At 60.0% G+C, this 13,092-nt stretch carries 14 protein-coding genes; 11 read left to right on the top strand and 3 right to left on the bottom strand.

Going from position 1 to position 13,092, the window contains the following annotated elements; translation table 11 throughout:
- Nucleotides 1-67 precede the first annotated feature (67 nt).
- The 7 genes from ABYO54_RS06570 to ABYO54_RS06600 all read left to right on the top strand — a co-directional run bounded on the left by ABYO54_RS06570 (nt 68) and on the right by ABYO54_RS06600 (nt 4,616).
- Complete coding sequence (locus ABYO54_RS06570) at nt 68-892, top strand: purine-nucleoside phosphorylase (protein ID WP_372807447.1); 825 nt, start codon at nt 68-70, stop codon at nt 890-892.
- A 39-nt stretch (nt 893-931) separates the two neighbouring features.
- Nucleotides 932-1,672, top strand: a complete 741-nt coding sequence (locus ABYO54_RS06575; RefSeq protein WP_372807448.1) for a GxxExxY protein — start codon at nt 932-934, stop codon at nt 1,670-1,672.
- A 96-nt stretch (nt 1,673-1,768) separates the two neighbouring features.
- The gene (locus ABYO54_RS06580; protein WP_372807449.1) at nt 1,769-2,164 is read left to right on the top strand and encodes a cytidine deaminase; all 396 of its coding nucleotides are present in this window, start codon (nt 1,769-1,771) and stop codon (nt 2,162-2,164) included.
- On the top strand, nt 2,157-2,636 hold the full coding sequence (locus ABYO54_RS06585) for a histidine phosphatase family protein (protein ID WP_372807450.1): 480 nt from the start codon (nt 2,157-2,159) through the stop codon (nt 2,634-2,636). Before ABYO54_RS06580 ends, ABYO54_RS06585 begins: the two co-directional genes overlap by 8 nt.
- Before the next feature lie 113 nt (nt 2,637-2,749).
- A complete protein-coding gene (locus tag ABYO54_RS06590; protein ID WP_372807451.1) occupies nt 2,750-2,932 on the top strand; it encodes a hypothetical protein in 183 nt (60 codons plus the stop codon).
- Between the two features lie 160 nt (nt 2,933-3,092).
- On the top strand, nt 3,093-3,605 hold the full coding sequence (locus ABYO54_RS06595; RefSeq protein WP_372807452.1) for a shikimate kinase: 513 nt from the start codon (nt 3,093-3,095) through the stop codon (nt 3,603-3,605).
- A 60-nt stretch (nt 3,606-3,665) separates the two neighbouring features.
- Nucleotides 3,666-4,616 carry a tetratricopeptide repeat protein gene (locus tag ABYO54_RS06600; protein ID WP_372807453.1) on the top strand — a complete coding sequence of 317 codons (951 nt, stop codon included), beginning with the start codon at nt 3,666-3,668 and terminating at the stop codon, nt 4,614-4,616.
- A 65-nt stretch (nt 4,617-4,681) separates the two neighbouring features.
- Here ABYO54_RS06600 and ABYO54_RS06605 read toward each other — a convergent pair whose 3' ends face one another.
- Nucleotides 4,682-5,926, bottom strand: a complete 1,245-nt coding sequence (locus tag ABYO54_RS06605; protein ID WP_372807454.1) for a mechanosensitive ion channel family protein — start codon at nt 5,924-5,926, stop codon at nt 4,682-4,684.
- A 126-nt stretch (nt 5,927-6,052) separates the two neighbouring features.
- On the opposite strand from ABYO54_RS06605, the gene ABYO54_RS06610 reads away from it, so the two are divergent.
- The gene (locus ABYO54_RS06610; protein ID WP_372807455.1) at nt 6,053-6,886 is read left to right on the top strand and encodes an alpha/beta hydrolase; all 834 of its coding nucleotides are present in this window, start codon (nt 6,053-6,055) and stop codon (nt 6,884-6,886) included.
- A 137-nt stretch (nt 6,887-7,023) separates the two neighbouring features.
- Nucleotides 7,024-8,787 carry a formate--tetrahydrofolate ligase gene (locus tag ABYO54_RS06615; protein WP_372807456.1) on the top strand — a complete coding sequence of 588 codons (1,764 nt, stop codon included), beginning with the start codon at nt 7,024-7,026 and terminating at the stop codon, nt 8,785-8,787.
- Between the two features lie 35 nt (nt 8,788-8,822).
- Here ABYO54_RS06615 and ABYO54_RS06620 read toward each other — a convergent pair whose 3' ends face one another.
- Together ABYO54_RS06620 and mqnC are read right to left on the bottom strand one after the other, a co-directional pair.
- The gene (locus ABYO54_RS06620) at nt 8,823-9,185 is read right to left on the bottom strand and encodes a DUF2237 family protein (RefSeq protein ID WP_372807457.1); all 363 of its coding nucleotides are present in this window, start codon (nt 9,183-9,185) and stop codon (nt 8,823-8,825) included.
- Nucleotides 9,178-11,397 carry a cyclic dehypoxanthinyl futalosine synthase gene (mqnC, locus tag ABYO54_RS06625; protein WP_372807458.1) on the bottom strand — a complete coding sequence of 740 codons (2,220 nt, stop codon included), beginning with the start codon at nt 11,395-11,397 and terminating at the stop codon, nt 9,178-9,180. Before mqnC ends, ABYO54_RS06620 begins: the two co-directional genes overlap by 8 nt.
- Nucleotides 11,398-11,563: 166 nt before the next feature.
- Between mqnC and ABYO54_RS06630 the strand changes: the two genes are divergently transcribed.
- Both ABYO54_RS06630 and ABYO54_RS06635 read left to right on the top strand, forming a co-directional pair.
- Nucleotides 11,564-11,806 carry a DUF6868 family protein gene (locus ABYO54_RS06630; protein WP_372807459.1) on the top strand — a complete coding sequence of 81 codons (243 nt, stop codon included), beginning with the start codon at nt 11,564-11,566 and terminating at the stop codon, nt 11,804-11,806.
- 67 nt (nt 11,807-11,873) lie between these two features.
- Nucleotides 11,874-13,092 (top strand): dihydroorotase (locus ABYO54_RS06635; RefSeq protein WP_372807460.1); only part of this gene is annotated, 1,219 nt, incomplete at its 3' end.

Here is a 13,092-nt window from a genome sequence, read left to right on the forward strand (position 1 = left end):
GTAAACGCATGGAATTGAATTTACCCAAAGATTGAATCCGAGACAACTTTGGATTTACTCTGAACCCATGAATACTCAAATCGATCAGACCGTTCTCGACGCCGCCGTTGCGGCCCTCAAACAAACCTGGCCCGACGCCACGCCCAAGTGCGGCCTCATCCTCGGCTCCGGCTGGGGCAACGCGATCGAAGATCTCGCCGGGCCGGAAATCCCCTATTCCGCCCTTCCGGGCTTTGGCGCGACGGGCGTGATGGGCCACGCGGGCAAGTTGCGGCTGGCCGAGATCGACGGCATGCAGACGCTGATCTTCCAAGGGCGCCGCCACTGGTACGAGGGCGAAGGCTGGACGCCGGTCATCCTGCCGGTCTACCTCGCCCATACCATGGGGGCCGGGACCCTCCTGCTCACCAACGCCTCCGGCGGCATCCGCGCCGACCTGCCGCCGGGCTCGCTGATGGTGATCGAAGACCATATCAACATGCTCGGCTCCAATCCGCTCATCGGCCCGCACAACCCCAAGCTGGGCACCCGCTTCCCCGACCAGAGCGCGGTCTACAACGAGACCCTGCGCCATAAACTGATCCGCGCCGGGGCCGATGCCTGCGGCGTCTACATCGCCACCTCGGGCCCGACGTTCGAGACCCCCGCCGAGATCAAGCAATACCAGGCCATGGGCGCCGATGCCGTCGGCATGTCGACCGTACCCGAAGCCATCGTGGCCAACGCGCTCGGCCTGCAGGTGGCCGGACTCTCCTGCGTCTGCAACTGGGCCGCCGGCATCAGCCCCGTTCCGCTCACCCACGAAGACGTCAACCGCACCGCCGCCAAGACCATGCCCCGCATGAAAAAAACCATCGTCAACTTCCTGAAAGATATCGCCCTCGGAAATTAGGGCAGAAAAATGGACGGCAGAAAAATGGACGGGAAATAAGTGCCTATCGAGATCAATTCAGAGATTAAAGAACTCTCCCAATCTGAGTTTTCCGAAGTATCATACAGGGTAATGGCTGAAATTTTCAGACAGCGACGCGAGTTAGGGCGCCTGTTCAGCGAAAACGTCTACAGGCAGGCTCTTAAAGCAACACTGAACAACATTGAGACCGAAGTGGAAATCAAGGTCTCGCTCCATGGCTTTTGCAAATCATACTTCATCGATATTGTGGCCTCATCAGGCGCCCTATTTGAACTTAAAGCCGTTGAATCACTCCACCAGCGGCATAGAAAACAGCTGCTGCACTATCTTTTTCTCACCGGACTGAAACACGGCAAACTCGTAAACGTCCGTCCTGAAATAGTGGAGCATGAATTCATCAACACCTCGCTAACGAATGCAGCAAGGCGAGCCTTCTCCATTCAGGATTCAGAATGGACCGCATCACAAGGATTTGGTCCTCCAGAAAAAGCGCTAATGATCGAAATCGTAGCAGACTGGGGAATCGGACTCGAACGCACGCTCTACGAGGAAGCCCTTTTCCATTTTCTAGGCATCGGAGAAAACAGTACTTCCAATGTCGATGTAATCCTCGATGGTCAAATCATAACGTCTCAACCAACAGCCCTTTGCTCCCCCGGCACCGCTCTCAAGATCACGGCCTTTGAAGATAATACAGCCGTCTATGAAAGTGCCCTCACCCAGTTCCTTTCAAAAACGTCACTCGGTACGATCCAATAGATTAACATCTCGCGGAAATAAATCACGTTTAAAACATTCCATTAAAACCCTATATTTCTGCCGTTTATTTTTCTGCCCCAAAGAAAAGGAATCCCCATGAATCCAGAAGAGTTGATTAAAACCGCGTTTCAAGCATTGATCCACGCGCATGCGCCGTATTCCGCCTACAAAGTCGGGGCGGCGTTGCTGTGCGACGACGGGACGGTCTTTACCGGCTGCAACGTGGAAAACGCCTCGTACGGGCTGACCAACTGCGCGGAGCGCACGGCGATCTTCGCCGCCGTTGCCGCCGGCCGGCGGGCGTTCAAGGCCATTGCGATCGCGGCCTCGAAGGAACCCGTTCCCTACCCGTGCGGCGCATGCCGCCAGGTGATGGCGGAATTCTGCGGTCCCGACTTTCCGGTCTACATCGCCAAGGGCGACGGATTCGAAACCGCCACCCTCGGCGAACTACTGCCCCACGGCTTCGATTTCGAGGTGTCCGATGGCTAAAACCCTCTATCTCGTCCGGCACGCAAAATCCGATTGGGAAACCGGACAAGCCGACTTCGACCGCCCGCTCAACAAGCGCGGGCGGCGCGACGCGCCCGACATGGGCCGCCGGTTGAAGCAACGCGGCGCCTTGCCCGCGCTCCTCGTATGCAGTCCGGCCCGGCGGGCCATCGAAACGTGCGAACTGCTGGACCTCGGCACCGAGACCGTCTTCAACGAAACGATCTACGAGGCCTCCGCCGGCGAGTTGCTCGACCTCGTCCAACAGCTCGACGACCGCGTGGAATCGGCGATGCTGATTGGCCACAACCCCGCCATGACGTGGCTGGCGGGCCTGCTTTCCGGCGAACGGATCGAGGGAATGCCCACCTGTGCCGTCGCGGCCATCGAGATCGAGACCGCCCGTTGGCGAGCCGCCGGGGCCTGCCCGGCCCGGCTGCTCTGGCGGGATTATCCAAGGAAAGCCGAATAAACGGGGCATTTCAAAGGCACGTTTTTTCACGAGTTAAGGGTTGCGCGGGGCTTGGGGGATGTGTAGGTTCCTCGCCTGATTTTTACACCAAAAGCAATTGGAAGAGGTTTGTCATGAGAATTAGAAGAGCAATGCGCAAAAAACCGCTGCGTCGTCCCGTCAAGAAGCCGCGTTTGAAGCGCCAACGCATCACGCAGCAGAAGAAACGGCTGGCAGGAGCAGGCTACTCGGAAGAGCAGCTGAAGCATCTGAACACCAAGCAGATTCGCGCTGCGATCCGCGAAACCGGCGCCTAGGAACCGGTTTCCCGTTTCTTGGAAAAACGCTCCTACCGGGGCGTTTTTTCTGTGTCTGGAGGGGCGCTCGGTCGCCGGGCCCCAAGTCGACAGGTCGGCCGGTCGCCGGTTCTGCGGGCACTCGCCCGTTGAGCGGAGGATTTTCCGGCAGGAGAAAGAAATGAAAAACATTGTTCTGGTTGGTTTCATGGGTAGCGGCAAGACGACCGTCGGCAAGCTGATTGCCGAAAAGACGGGCATGCCCCTGCTCGACATGGACGCGCTGATCGAAGAACGCGCCGGGAAAGCCATTACCGAAATCTTCGCCGACGAAGGCGAAGCCCACTTCCGGCAACTCGAGCGCGAGATGGTGCAGGAGCTGTCCCAACTGGAGGGGCAGATCATTTCCACCGGCGGCGGCATTGTGCTCAACCCCGACAATATCGCCGATTTCGAGCGGACCGGACTGGTCGTATGCCTGCTGGCCGATGCCCAAACCGTGCTGGAGCGCGTCAAGCACGATACCTCGCGGCCCCTGCTCGCGGGGGACAAGGAAAAACAGATCCTCGAGATCCTCGCCGTACGCAAACCGCTCTACGAATCCATCGCTCACCGCATCGACACCAGCGGGCGCCCTTCGCCCGAGCCCACGGCCATGGAAATTATCGAGCTGTACCACGCAATCAAACCTTGAAATCATTGTGCAAATATCCACAATGCGTCGCCTGTCTATCGAACATCCGGGGAAAGCAATATGACTGAAGAAAAAAAAGACCATGACGATTTCCTGAGCAACCACGAAGCATTGCTCAACAACCTTGCGAAAAAGAAAGAGGCCGAACAGCCGGCCGAAGAATCCGAGGCGGATGCGGTTGAATCCCCTGCGGAAACTCCCGCTGCCGAAAAGCCGGTTGAAGAACCTGCCCCGGTCGCCGAAGAGGTCCCCGAGAAGCCGGAACCCGTCGCCGAGGAGCCGGAAGTGGTCGTCAACGACCCCATTGACGACCTCCCCGAAGTCGTCGTGGCCAAACCCGCAAAGCTTCCGCCGAAAAAGAAAAAACCCGCCACCCCGGCCGAAGCCAAGAAACAGAAGCACGAAACGCTTGAAAACGCGGAAGTGAAGGAAGTGCTCAGCTTCTTCATGAAATACATCAAACCCGTCGCGATAGCCGTGGCGGTGGTGTGCGCCGTTTTCCTCACGACCAACTACCTCAAGCACAGCCGGCAGAAAAAGGAAGTTGCGGCCGATTCCGCGCTGCAGACCGCCACCACGATTGCCGAATACCAAGCGATTCTGGACCAATACGGCAGCACGCCGACCGCCCCGCTGGCCCTGATGGGTCTGGCTCAGGCCACCTTCAATGCCGGCCAGATCGACGAAGCCGAAAAGCTTTATGGCGATTTCACGGCCAAGTTCCCGAAACACGAATTGGCGGTTCAGGCGGCATACAACCAGATCACCTGCAAAGAGGCCAAAGGCGAACTGGGCGAAGCCTCCATTCTTTACGGCGACTTCAAGGCGAAGCATGAAAAATCGCACCTCGCCCCGGCCGCCCTGCTGGGGAAAGCCCGGTGTTTCGAGGCGCTCGACAACTATTCCGAAGCCAAGGTGGTCTATGAAGACATCATCACCTTCTACCCCGAAAGCGGCTGGGCGCAGATTGCCGAACGCCAGCTGGCCGTTGCGATGAGCAAATTGAAATAGCCCACACGCAATCGCTTCGCAAACGCCCCGTTAACAGCGGGGCGTTTTTTTGTGCCGGGATCCTTTTATCTCCGGGCCAGCGCGGCGACATCGTTTCCGCTGGGCTGCTGGAAGACGCGCAGGCCGAACTCGGGGATGGAAGCCAGGATGTGGTCGAAGATGTCGGCCTGGATGGCTTCGTAGTTGACCCAGTTCTTGTCGGCGCTGAAGACGTAGATTTCGATCGGCAATCCCTGCGGCGTCGGTTGCAGATGGCGGACGAGGAAGGTCATGCCCTTGTGGATCTTGGGGTTGTCGCGCAGATAGTTGACCAAATAGGCGCGGAAGATGCCGAGGTTGGTCTGGCGGCGGCCGTTGACCACCGTGGCGGAGAGATCCATGTTTCGCTGGGCGTTCTCCGCATCGATGGCCTGTTGCGTCTTTTCCACATAATCCTTGAGCAGATCCATTTTGCGGAACTTTTGCAGCATGGCTTCGTCGGCAAAATGGACGGTGTTCATGTCGATGCAGATCGAGCGTTTGATGCGGCGGCCGCCGGACTCGCTCATGCCGCGCCAGTTCTTGAACGAATCGGAAATGAGCGCATAGGTCGGGATGGTGGAAATCGTCTTGTCCCAGTTGCGGACCTTGACCGTGTTGACGGTAACTTCGATCACGTCGCCGTCGGCGCCGTATTTGGGCATCTCGATCCAGTCGCCCTCGCGGACCATGTCGTTGGCGCCGAGCTGGATTCCGGCCACGAAGCCGAGGATCGTATCCTTGAAGACCAGCATGGTGACGGCGGTCAAACCGCCCAACAGGCTGAAGAGCCCCCACGGCTCCTTGTCGAGCAACACGGAAATAATGAAGATCGAGGCCAGCAGATAGAGCACGATCAACAGCGCCTGGAACAAGGGGCGAATAGGCTTGCGGGAGGCCTCCTTGTCGGCGTGGTAGACCACCGAAACCGCATTGAGGAACGCCTCGACCGTACGGGCGCCGATTAAAATAATGACCGCGAACACCATCCGCTTCACGATGACCAGCTGTCCGGGGCCCAACCGCTCGATGCACAGCAACACGATCGTAAGCGGGATCAACCGCAACGCGCGGTGGAACATGCGCGAATCCATCAGCGCATCGTCCCACTTGTTGGAGGTCTTCAGCGTGACCCGGTGGATCAGCTTGAGCAAATAGGTTTTCAGCACCCAATAAACAATGGAGGCCCCGGCGGCAACCAGCCCCACAAACCCCACAACGGCAAGTTCATCGACCGACTTGGTCGGTACGCCTACGGACAGCAACACTTCCTGGATCCAGCTTAGCAACATAGATAATTCCTCGGTAAATGGGGGCACTTTAGCGTTTCATGTCCGAAATTGCATCGGCAAATCGTTGATTGATTGGAATCCAACCCGCATTATTTTTTGTTTTTGGAAAAACCGGAACCGAACCACATGAAAAGAATCATCGCACTACTGACCTTGCTCGCCCTCTGCGGCTGGGCCGAAGAAAAGAAACCGCACCCCTCGTTCGTCGTCACCTACAAGGAGACGCCGCAAGGCGAGTTGCGCCTGCATATCTTCAACCCGCCCAAACACGACGCCAAGCAGAAGCGCCCCGCCATCGTCTTTTTCTTCGGGGGCGGATGGAACAGCGGAACCCCCTCCCAGTTCTATGGCCAATCGCAGCACCTCGCCGACCGCGGTATGGTGGCGATCTGCGCCGAATACCGAACCAAGAAAACGCACCACACCGATCCGCGCGCCTGCGTGATGGATGCCAAGTCGGCCATGCGCTGGGTGCGCTCCAACGCCGGCAAGCTGGGCATCGACCCCGACCGCGTTGCGGCGGGCGGCGGCTCGGCGGGCGGGCATCTCGCGGCGGCCACCGCCACCCTGCAGGCGTTCAACGAACCCGATGAAGACACGAAAACAAGCTGCGTGCCCAACGCCCTCGCCCTCTTCAACCCCGTCTTCGACAATTCCGAAAAGGGCTATGGCCACGACCGCGTAAAGAAATACTGGGAGGAGTTCTCGCCCAGACACAACCTCAAGAAGGGCACCCCGCCAACCATCGTCTTCCTCGGCACCAAGGACGACCTGATCCCCGTCGCAACCGCCCAGGACTACCAGAAAACCATGGCAGCCAATGGCGACCGCTGCGACCTGCACCTCTACAAGGACCAAACCCACGGCTTTTTCAACAAGGGCAAAATGTTTGAGGAAACCCTCAACGAAACGGACCAATTCTTCGTTTCGCTCGGCTGGATCCCGCCGCTGAAAAAATAGCCGGCCTTCGGCCGCCGAGCGCCCCCGGTCGCCGGTTCGGGGGCCGTGCGGGAAGCAGGTGCATATAGTTTTTGAATTTGCTCTCCCCGACCCCGGTTCTCCATGATAGAAACAGTGCTTTTTAAAGGAGAACCTCTATGAACCTCGACCCGACCAAAATGGCGGATTGGCAGATTGCGGAAGCTGCGGAAAAGAACATCAAGCCCATCGCCGAGATCGGCGCAAAGCTCGGCCTGCAGGACGGCGAGTTGGTCCCGATGGGCCGCAACGTGGCAAAGATCGACTACACCAAGACCTGGAACCGCGTGAAGGACCTGAAGCCGGGCAAATACGTGGACGTGACGGCCATCACCCCCACCCCCCTTGGCGAAGGCAAAACCACCACGACCATGGGACTGGTCGAAGGGCTTGGCCGGATCGGCAAAAAGCCGGTCGGCGCCATCCGCCAGCCCAGCGGTGGCCCGACCTTCAACATCAAAGGCTCCGCCGCCGGCGGCGGACTGGCGCAGTGCATTCCGCTGGCCCCCTTCTCGCTGGGACTCACCGGCGACATCGACGCCATCACCAACGCGCACAACCTCTGCATGGTGGCCTTGACCGCCCGCATGCAGCACGAGCGCAACTACGACGACGCGCGCCTGGCCACCATCGGCCTCCGGCGCCTCGACATCGATCCCGACCGCGTGCAGATGAAATGGGCCATGGATTTCTGCGCCCAGGCCCTGCGCAACATCACCATCGGCAAGGGCGGCAAGATGGACGGCTACGAAATGGAATCCGGCTTCCAGATCACCGTTTCGAGCGAAATCATGGCCATCCTCGCCGTGGCCAACAGCCTGAAGGACCTGCGCGAACGCATCGGCAAGATGGTCGTGGCCTACAGCCGCTCCGGCGCGGAAGTCACCACCGCCGACCTCGAGGTGGACGGCGCCATGACCGCCATCATGCTCGAAGCCATCAACCCCAACCTCGTGCAGACGATCGAAGGCAACCCCGGTCTCGTCCACGCGGGCCCCTTCGCCAACATCGCCATCGGGCAAAACTCCGTCATCGCCGACATGCTCGGCGTCCGCATGGGCGACTACCTCATTACCGAAAGCGGCTTTGCGGCCGACATCGGCTACGAAAAGTTCTGGAACCTCAAGTGCCGCTATTCCGGGCTCAAGCCCGATGCCGTCGTGATCGTCGCCACGGTCCGCGCGCTCAAGATGCACGGCGGCGGCCCCGAGGTTAAACCGGGCAAGCCGCTCGACAAGGCCTACACGGAAGAGGAGCTGACGCTGCTTGAAAACGGGTGCGAAAACCTGATCGCCCATATCGACATCGTCCGCAAGAGCGGCGCCACCCCCGTGGTGTGCATCAACGGCTTCTATACCGACACGCAGGCCGAGCACGACCTCGTCCGGCGCATCGCCGGGGAACACGGCGCGCGCTGCGCCGTTTCCGAGCATTGGCTCAAGGGCGGCGCGGGCGCAATCGAACTGGCCGAAGCCGTCGTGGCCGCCTGCGAAGAGGAACACCACTTTGCCCCGCTCTACGACCTCGACCTGCCGCTGAAGGACCGCGTCGAAAAAATCGCGACCGAAATCTACGGAGCCGACGGCGTCGAATGGTCGGAGGAAGCCGAGAAGAAAATCAGCCGCTTCCAGCGCGACCCCGCCGTTGCGAAGATGGGCATGTGCATGGTGAAGACCCACCTGAGCCTCTCGCACGACCCCGACCTGAAGGGCCGCCCGACGGGCTGGACCCTGCCGATCCGCGACGTGCTCATCTACAAGGGAGCGGGCTTCGTGGTTCCGGTCGCGGGCGACATCAAGCTGTTGCCGGGCACCGGATCGAACCCCGGCTACCGCCAGATCGACGTGGACACCGAAACCGGGAAAGTGACCGGATTGTTCTAGGAACGCATCCGGTTCATGCGGAATACGCCAACGCGTCAGCGTTCGACCGCGTATTGCCGCAGCGTTTCCAGCTCCACGAATTCGAGCACCGACGCATGCGTGGCCTCCAGTTTAATCTGCGGGGCCACGCCTTTTTGATAGGCCTGGATCCACCGCGAAAGGCAGAGGCACCAGGAGTCGCCCGCCACCAGCCCCGGAAATCCGTGCTCGGGAAGGGGCGTGGAAAGATCGTTGCCGTGTTCCGCCGAAAAGGCGAGGAACGCGTCGGTCATCAGGGCGCAAACCGTATGCATGCCTGCGTCGTCCGCACGGGTGTCGCATTTCCCGTTGCGGAAAAACCCGGTCACCGGATCCATGCTGCACGCAATCAACTCTCCGCCTAGAACATTCTTAGCCATCGGTCGCCAACTCCGGCTCTTCGCCATAGATCTTGATCAGGTCATACTGCGTGGTGCGTTGCGCCGGAACATAGCCCGCCTCGCGGATCATGTTGACCACCTGCGCCTCGTCGACGCCGTAGGAGAGCCCGGTGGCGCTGACCACCTCTTCGGTCATCAGCACGCCGCCATAGTCGTCCGCCCCGAATTGAAGCGCCAGCTGCGCCACGTCCGGCCCCTCGGTCACCCACCCCGCCTGAAGGTGCGGCACGTTGTCGAGGATCAACCGCGCCATGGCGATCATCCGCAGATAGTCGACGCCGTTCTGGATGCGCGGGCATTCGAGGTCGGTCTTGTTCGGCGAAAAGCTCCAGGGAATGAAGGCCGTGAATCCCCCCGTGCGGTCCTGGAGTTCGCGGACCTTCATGAGGTGCTCAACGCGCTGGGCCGCGGTTTCGCCAAAGCCGTAGACCATCGTGGCGGTGGTTTTCATGCCGAGCCCGTGGGCCTCCTCCATCAGGTCGAGCCAGGCCTTCGACCGCGTCTTTTTTGGGCTGATCTCCCGCCGGACATCGTCCACCAGGATTTCCGCCCCGCCGCCGGGCAGCGACTGCAAACCGGCATCCTTTAGCCGTTGGAGGCATTCCTTGATGGAAATGTTTTCCTCCTGCGCCAGGAACTCGATCTCGGTCGGCGACATGGAGTGGATCCAGATATCGACGTTGTCGCGGATGCCGCTCAGGCAGGCCTCGTAGTAGTCGAGCTTCAGATCGGGGTTGAGTCCGCCCTGGATCAAAATCTGGGTTGCGCCCTTCGCGGCCGCGTTCTTCACCTTTTCGACCACCTGTTCCGGCGTCAGCGTGTAGGCGCGCTTGCTCTCCGGCTTGGCATAGAACGCGCAGAACTTGCAGTCGGTCACGCAGACGTTGGTCGTGTTGAGGTTTTTGTCGAACACATAGGTCGCGGTATCGCCGGGCACCGCCTGATGCCGCTTGAGGTTGGCCACGCGCCCCAGCTGCTGGAACGGCGCGTTTTCAAGCAGCTCAACCGCCTCATCGAACCCGAGACGGTTCCCCTGCTCGACGTTGTCCAGAATGGTCTTCCATTTCGGCGTGGTGCTAGCCACTCGATACGCGGAAGGCTCGTCCGCAGCGGTTCCGTCGGTCTTCAGGCCTCCGGCATCCAGGATCACGTTTTCATACGCCGAATTGGTCAAAACCGGTTGGTGCCCGTGGTTCACGAGAAACGCTTCCATCTCCTCGGCCGAGAAAAACTTTTGGCTCTGGGGTGCGCCGCCCGCCTTGGCGATGCGTTCGTCGAGGCTCGTGCCGCCGATGTCGTCCACGCCGCTATGCGTCAGGACGCCGAGCAGCTTGCGGTCCATGTAGTTGACCAGCATGCGCACGTGCGGGAAGTTGTCGCAATAGATGCGCGACAGCGCAGCAACGCGCACTTGACGGTCGCCCGTCGGCGTATATTTAACGCCCAGCGCCTTGCCGTTGGCTTGGAACGGCAACGGAATGACCGCCCGGCATCCGCCGGTTTCATCCTGCAACGCCCGCAACCGCGAGAGATGGTCGACGATATGCTCATCCTGCTCGATATGGCCGAAGAGCATCGTGGCATTGGTTGGAATCCCCAGCGCATGCGCCGTCCGGTGCACATCGAGCCACTGCTGCGCCAAAATCTTGGTGGTGGCGATCTTCTTGCGGACGTCCGGATGGAAGATTTCCGCGCCGCCGCCGGAGATCGAGCCGAACCCACAGGCCTTCAGCCGCTCGAGGCATTCGCGAACCGAGATCCCCGCGTTGCCGGCAATCCAGTGGATCTCCACCGCGGTCATTCCCTGCAGCAGCACGCCCGGCAGCATTTCGCGCGCGAGCGAAAAGAGATCCTCGTAGTATTTCAGGTCGAGCTCCGGAATCATGCCGCCGACGATGTGCAGATCGGTCAGGTTCCAGTTTTGCGCCCGCTCCAGGTTCTTGCGCGCATCCTCCAAGGAGGTGATATAGGCATCCGCCGCGCCCTCGGGCCGCCAGAACGAGCAGAGCTTGCACTTCACCACGCAAAGGTTGGTCGGATTGAGGTTGTGGCTATGCACATAGTAGGTCTTGTTGCCGTGGCGCGCCTGCCGCAACGCGTCGGCGCGGGCCATCAGCTCCGCCGTCGGCATGTTCTTCAGCATATCCAGCGCGTCGGCGTCGCTGATTCTCGGTTGTCTGTATTCGCTCATAAAATCCTGTCCCGAATTGAATTGGCACCAATTTGGTATAAATTTGTGCCGATGGCCACATCAAAGTTTTCGAACCTTGGCTCGAAGCATGGTCCCATCATCCAAAAAGGTGCCCCGGAGTCAACATTCCGGCACGCAAAGTGTCCATAGCGAAAGGAGGCCCGTCATGAATATGGAAACGATACGCGCGTTCTTCGGCTGGATGGTTGCCATCCATCTGGTTTTGTATGTCTGGAGCGCGGTGATGTGCATCGTTGCGCGGAACTACATCCAGCACAAGCACGGCAAGTGGTTTGGCCTGACCCCGGAGGCGATCAACGCCTTTCTCTACGGCTATCTGGGGCTCTACAAGGTGCTCTTCCTGGTTTTGGTTTTTGTGCCCTGGCTCGCCCTGCTGCTTCTGGGCTAACGCCCAAGGGGCGGAAATATTCCGGAGGAACTTGCTCCCGACCGGCGCGTTGAATAGATTCCCGGCCATGCAAACGATACTGATCACCAACGCCAAACTCGTAAACGAAGGTTCCACGCAGGCCGCCGACGTGCTCATCAAGAACGGGCGGATCGAAAACATTGCGCCGTCGCTTTCGGCCGAAGGCGCGGACCAAGTGATCGATGCGCAGGGCAAGGCGCTGTTGCCGGGCATGATCGACTGCCACGTCCATTGCCGCGAGCCGGGCCTGGAACAAAAGGCCGACCTCCACTCCGAAACCCGCGCGGCCGTCGCCGGCGGCGTCACCTCGATCATGGAGATGCCCAACACCAAGCCCGCCGCCGTCACCAACGCGGTCCTCGAAGACAAGTTTGCGCTCGCGGCCACCAAGTGCGTCGCCAACTATTCCTTCCATCTCGGCGCCTCCAACAGCAACCTCGACGAACTGCTGGCGATGGATCCGAAAACGGTTTGCGGCGTGAAACTGTTCATGGGCGCATCCACGGGCAATTTGCTGGTCGACCGCACCGAACAGCTGGAAAACATTTTCGGCCAGGTCCAGGTGCCGATCTCGCTGCACTGCGAAGACACCAACACCATCCGCGCAAACGAAAAGGCCGCGCGCGAAAAATACGGCGAAGCCATTCCCTTTTCCGAGCACTGGAAAATCCGTTCCGAGCAGGCCTGCTACCAATCCACCGCGCTGGCCGTTGAACTGGCCACCAAGTACGGCTCCCAGATCCACGTCCTGCACCTGACCACCGCCAAGGAACTCGGGCTGTTCAAGGCCGGCTCCGTCGATACGAAAAAAATCACCGCCGAGGCCTGCCCGCACCACCTCTGGTTTTCCGCCGAGGACTACGAAACCCTGGGAGCGCTGATCAAATGCAACCCCGCGATCAAAACCGCGTCCGACCGGGCCGCGCTGCGGCAGGCGCTGCTCGACGACGTGGTGGACACCGTCGGCACCGACCACGCGCCGCACCTTTGGGAAGAAAAGCAGCACCCCTACGGCTCGGCCCCCTCCGGCCTGCCCGTCATCCAGAGTGCCATCGTCTCGCTGCTCGAATACCTTCCGCTTGAAACCGTCGCCGAAAAAACGGCGCACAATCCGGCGCGCATCTTCAAGACGCTCGACCGCGGCTTTATCCGCGAAGGCTATTGGGCCGACCTGGTTCTCGTCGACACGGAAACTCCGCACACCGTTTCCAAGGAAAACATCGAATACAAGTGCGGCTGGTCGCCCTTCGAAGGCGTCACCTTCA

Source organism: Pontiella sp. (genome assembly GCF_041622395.1).
In the GTDB taxonomy this organism is placed as follows: domain Bacteria; phylum Verrucomicrobiota; class Kiritimatiellia; order Kiritimatiellales; family Pontiellaceae; genus Pontiella.

What these genes read in the sequence shown, in the direction of transcription:
- ABYO54_RS06570 (WP_372807447.1), top strand. Translation starts at nt 68, where the DNA reads ATGAATACTCAAATCGATCAGACCGTTCTCGACGCCGCCGTTGCGGCC.
- ABYO54_RS06580 (WP_372807449.1), top strand. Translation starts at nt 1,769, where the DNA reads ATGAATCCAGAAGAGTTGATTAAAACCGCGTTTCAAGCATTGATCCAC.
- ABYO54_RS06585 (WP_372807450.1), top strand. Translation starts at nt 2,157, where the DNA reads ATGGCTAAAACCCTCTATCTCGTCCGGCACGCAAAATCCGATTGGGAA.
- ABYO54_RS06590 (WP_372807451.1), top strand. Translation starts at nt 2,750, where the DNA reads ATGAGAATTAGAAGAGCAATGCGCAAAAAACCGCTGCGTCGTCCCGTC.
- ABYO54_RS06595 (WP_372807452.1), top strand. Translation starts at nt 3,093, where the DNA reads ATGAAAAACATTGTTCTGGTTGGTTTCATGGGTAGCGGCAAGACGACC.
- ABYO54_RS06600 (WP_372807453.1), top strand. Translation starts at nt 3,666, where the DNA reads ATGACTGAAGAAAAAAAAGACCATGACGATTTCCTGAGCAACCACGAA.
- ABYO54_RS06605 (WP_372807454.1), bottom strand. Translation starts at nt 5,926, where the DNA reads ATGTTGCTAAGCTGGATCCAGGAAGTGTTGCTGTCCGTAGGCGTACCG.
- ABYO54_RS06610 (WP_372807455.1), top strand. Translation starts at nt 6,053, where the DNA reads ATGAAAAGAATCATCGCACTACTGACCTTGCTCGCCCTCTGCGGCTGG.
- ABYO54_RS06615 (WP_372807456.1), top strand. Translation starts at nt 7,024, where the DNA reads ATGAACCTCGACCCGACCAAAATGGCGGATTGGCAGATTGCGGAAGCT.
- ABYO54_RS06620 (WP_372807457.1), bottom strand. Translation starts at nt 9,185, where the DNA reads ATGGCTAAGAATGTTCTAGGCGGAGAGTTGATTGCGTGCAGCATGGAT.
- mqnC (WP_372807458.1), bottom strand. Translation starts at nt 11,397, where the DNA reads ATGAGCGAATACAGACAACCGAGAATCAGCGACGCCGACGCGCTGGAT.
- ABYO54_RS06630 (WP_372807459.1), top strand. Translation starts at nt 11,564, where the DNA reads ATGAATATGGAAACGATACGCGCGTTCTTCGGCTGGATGGTTGCCATC.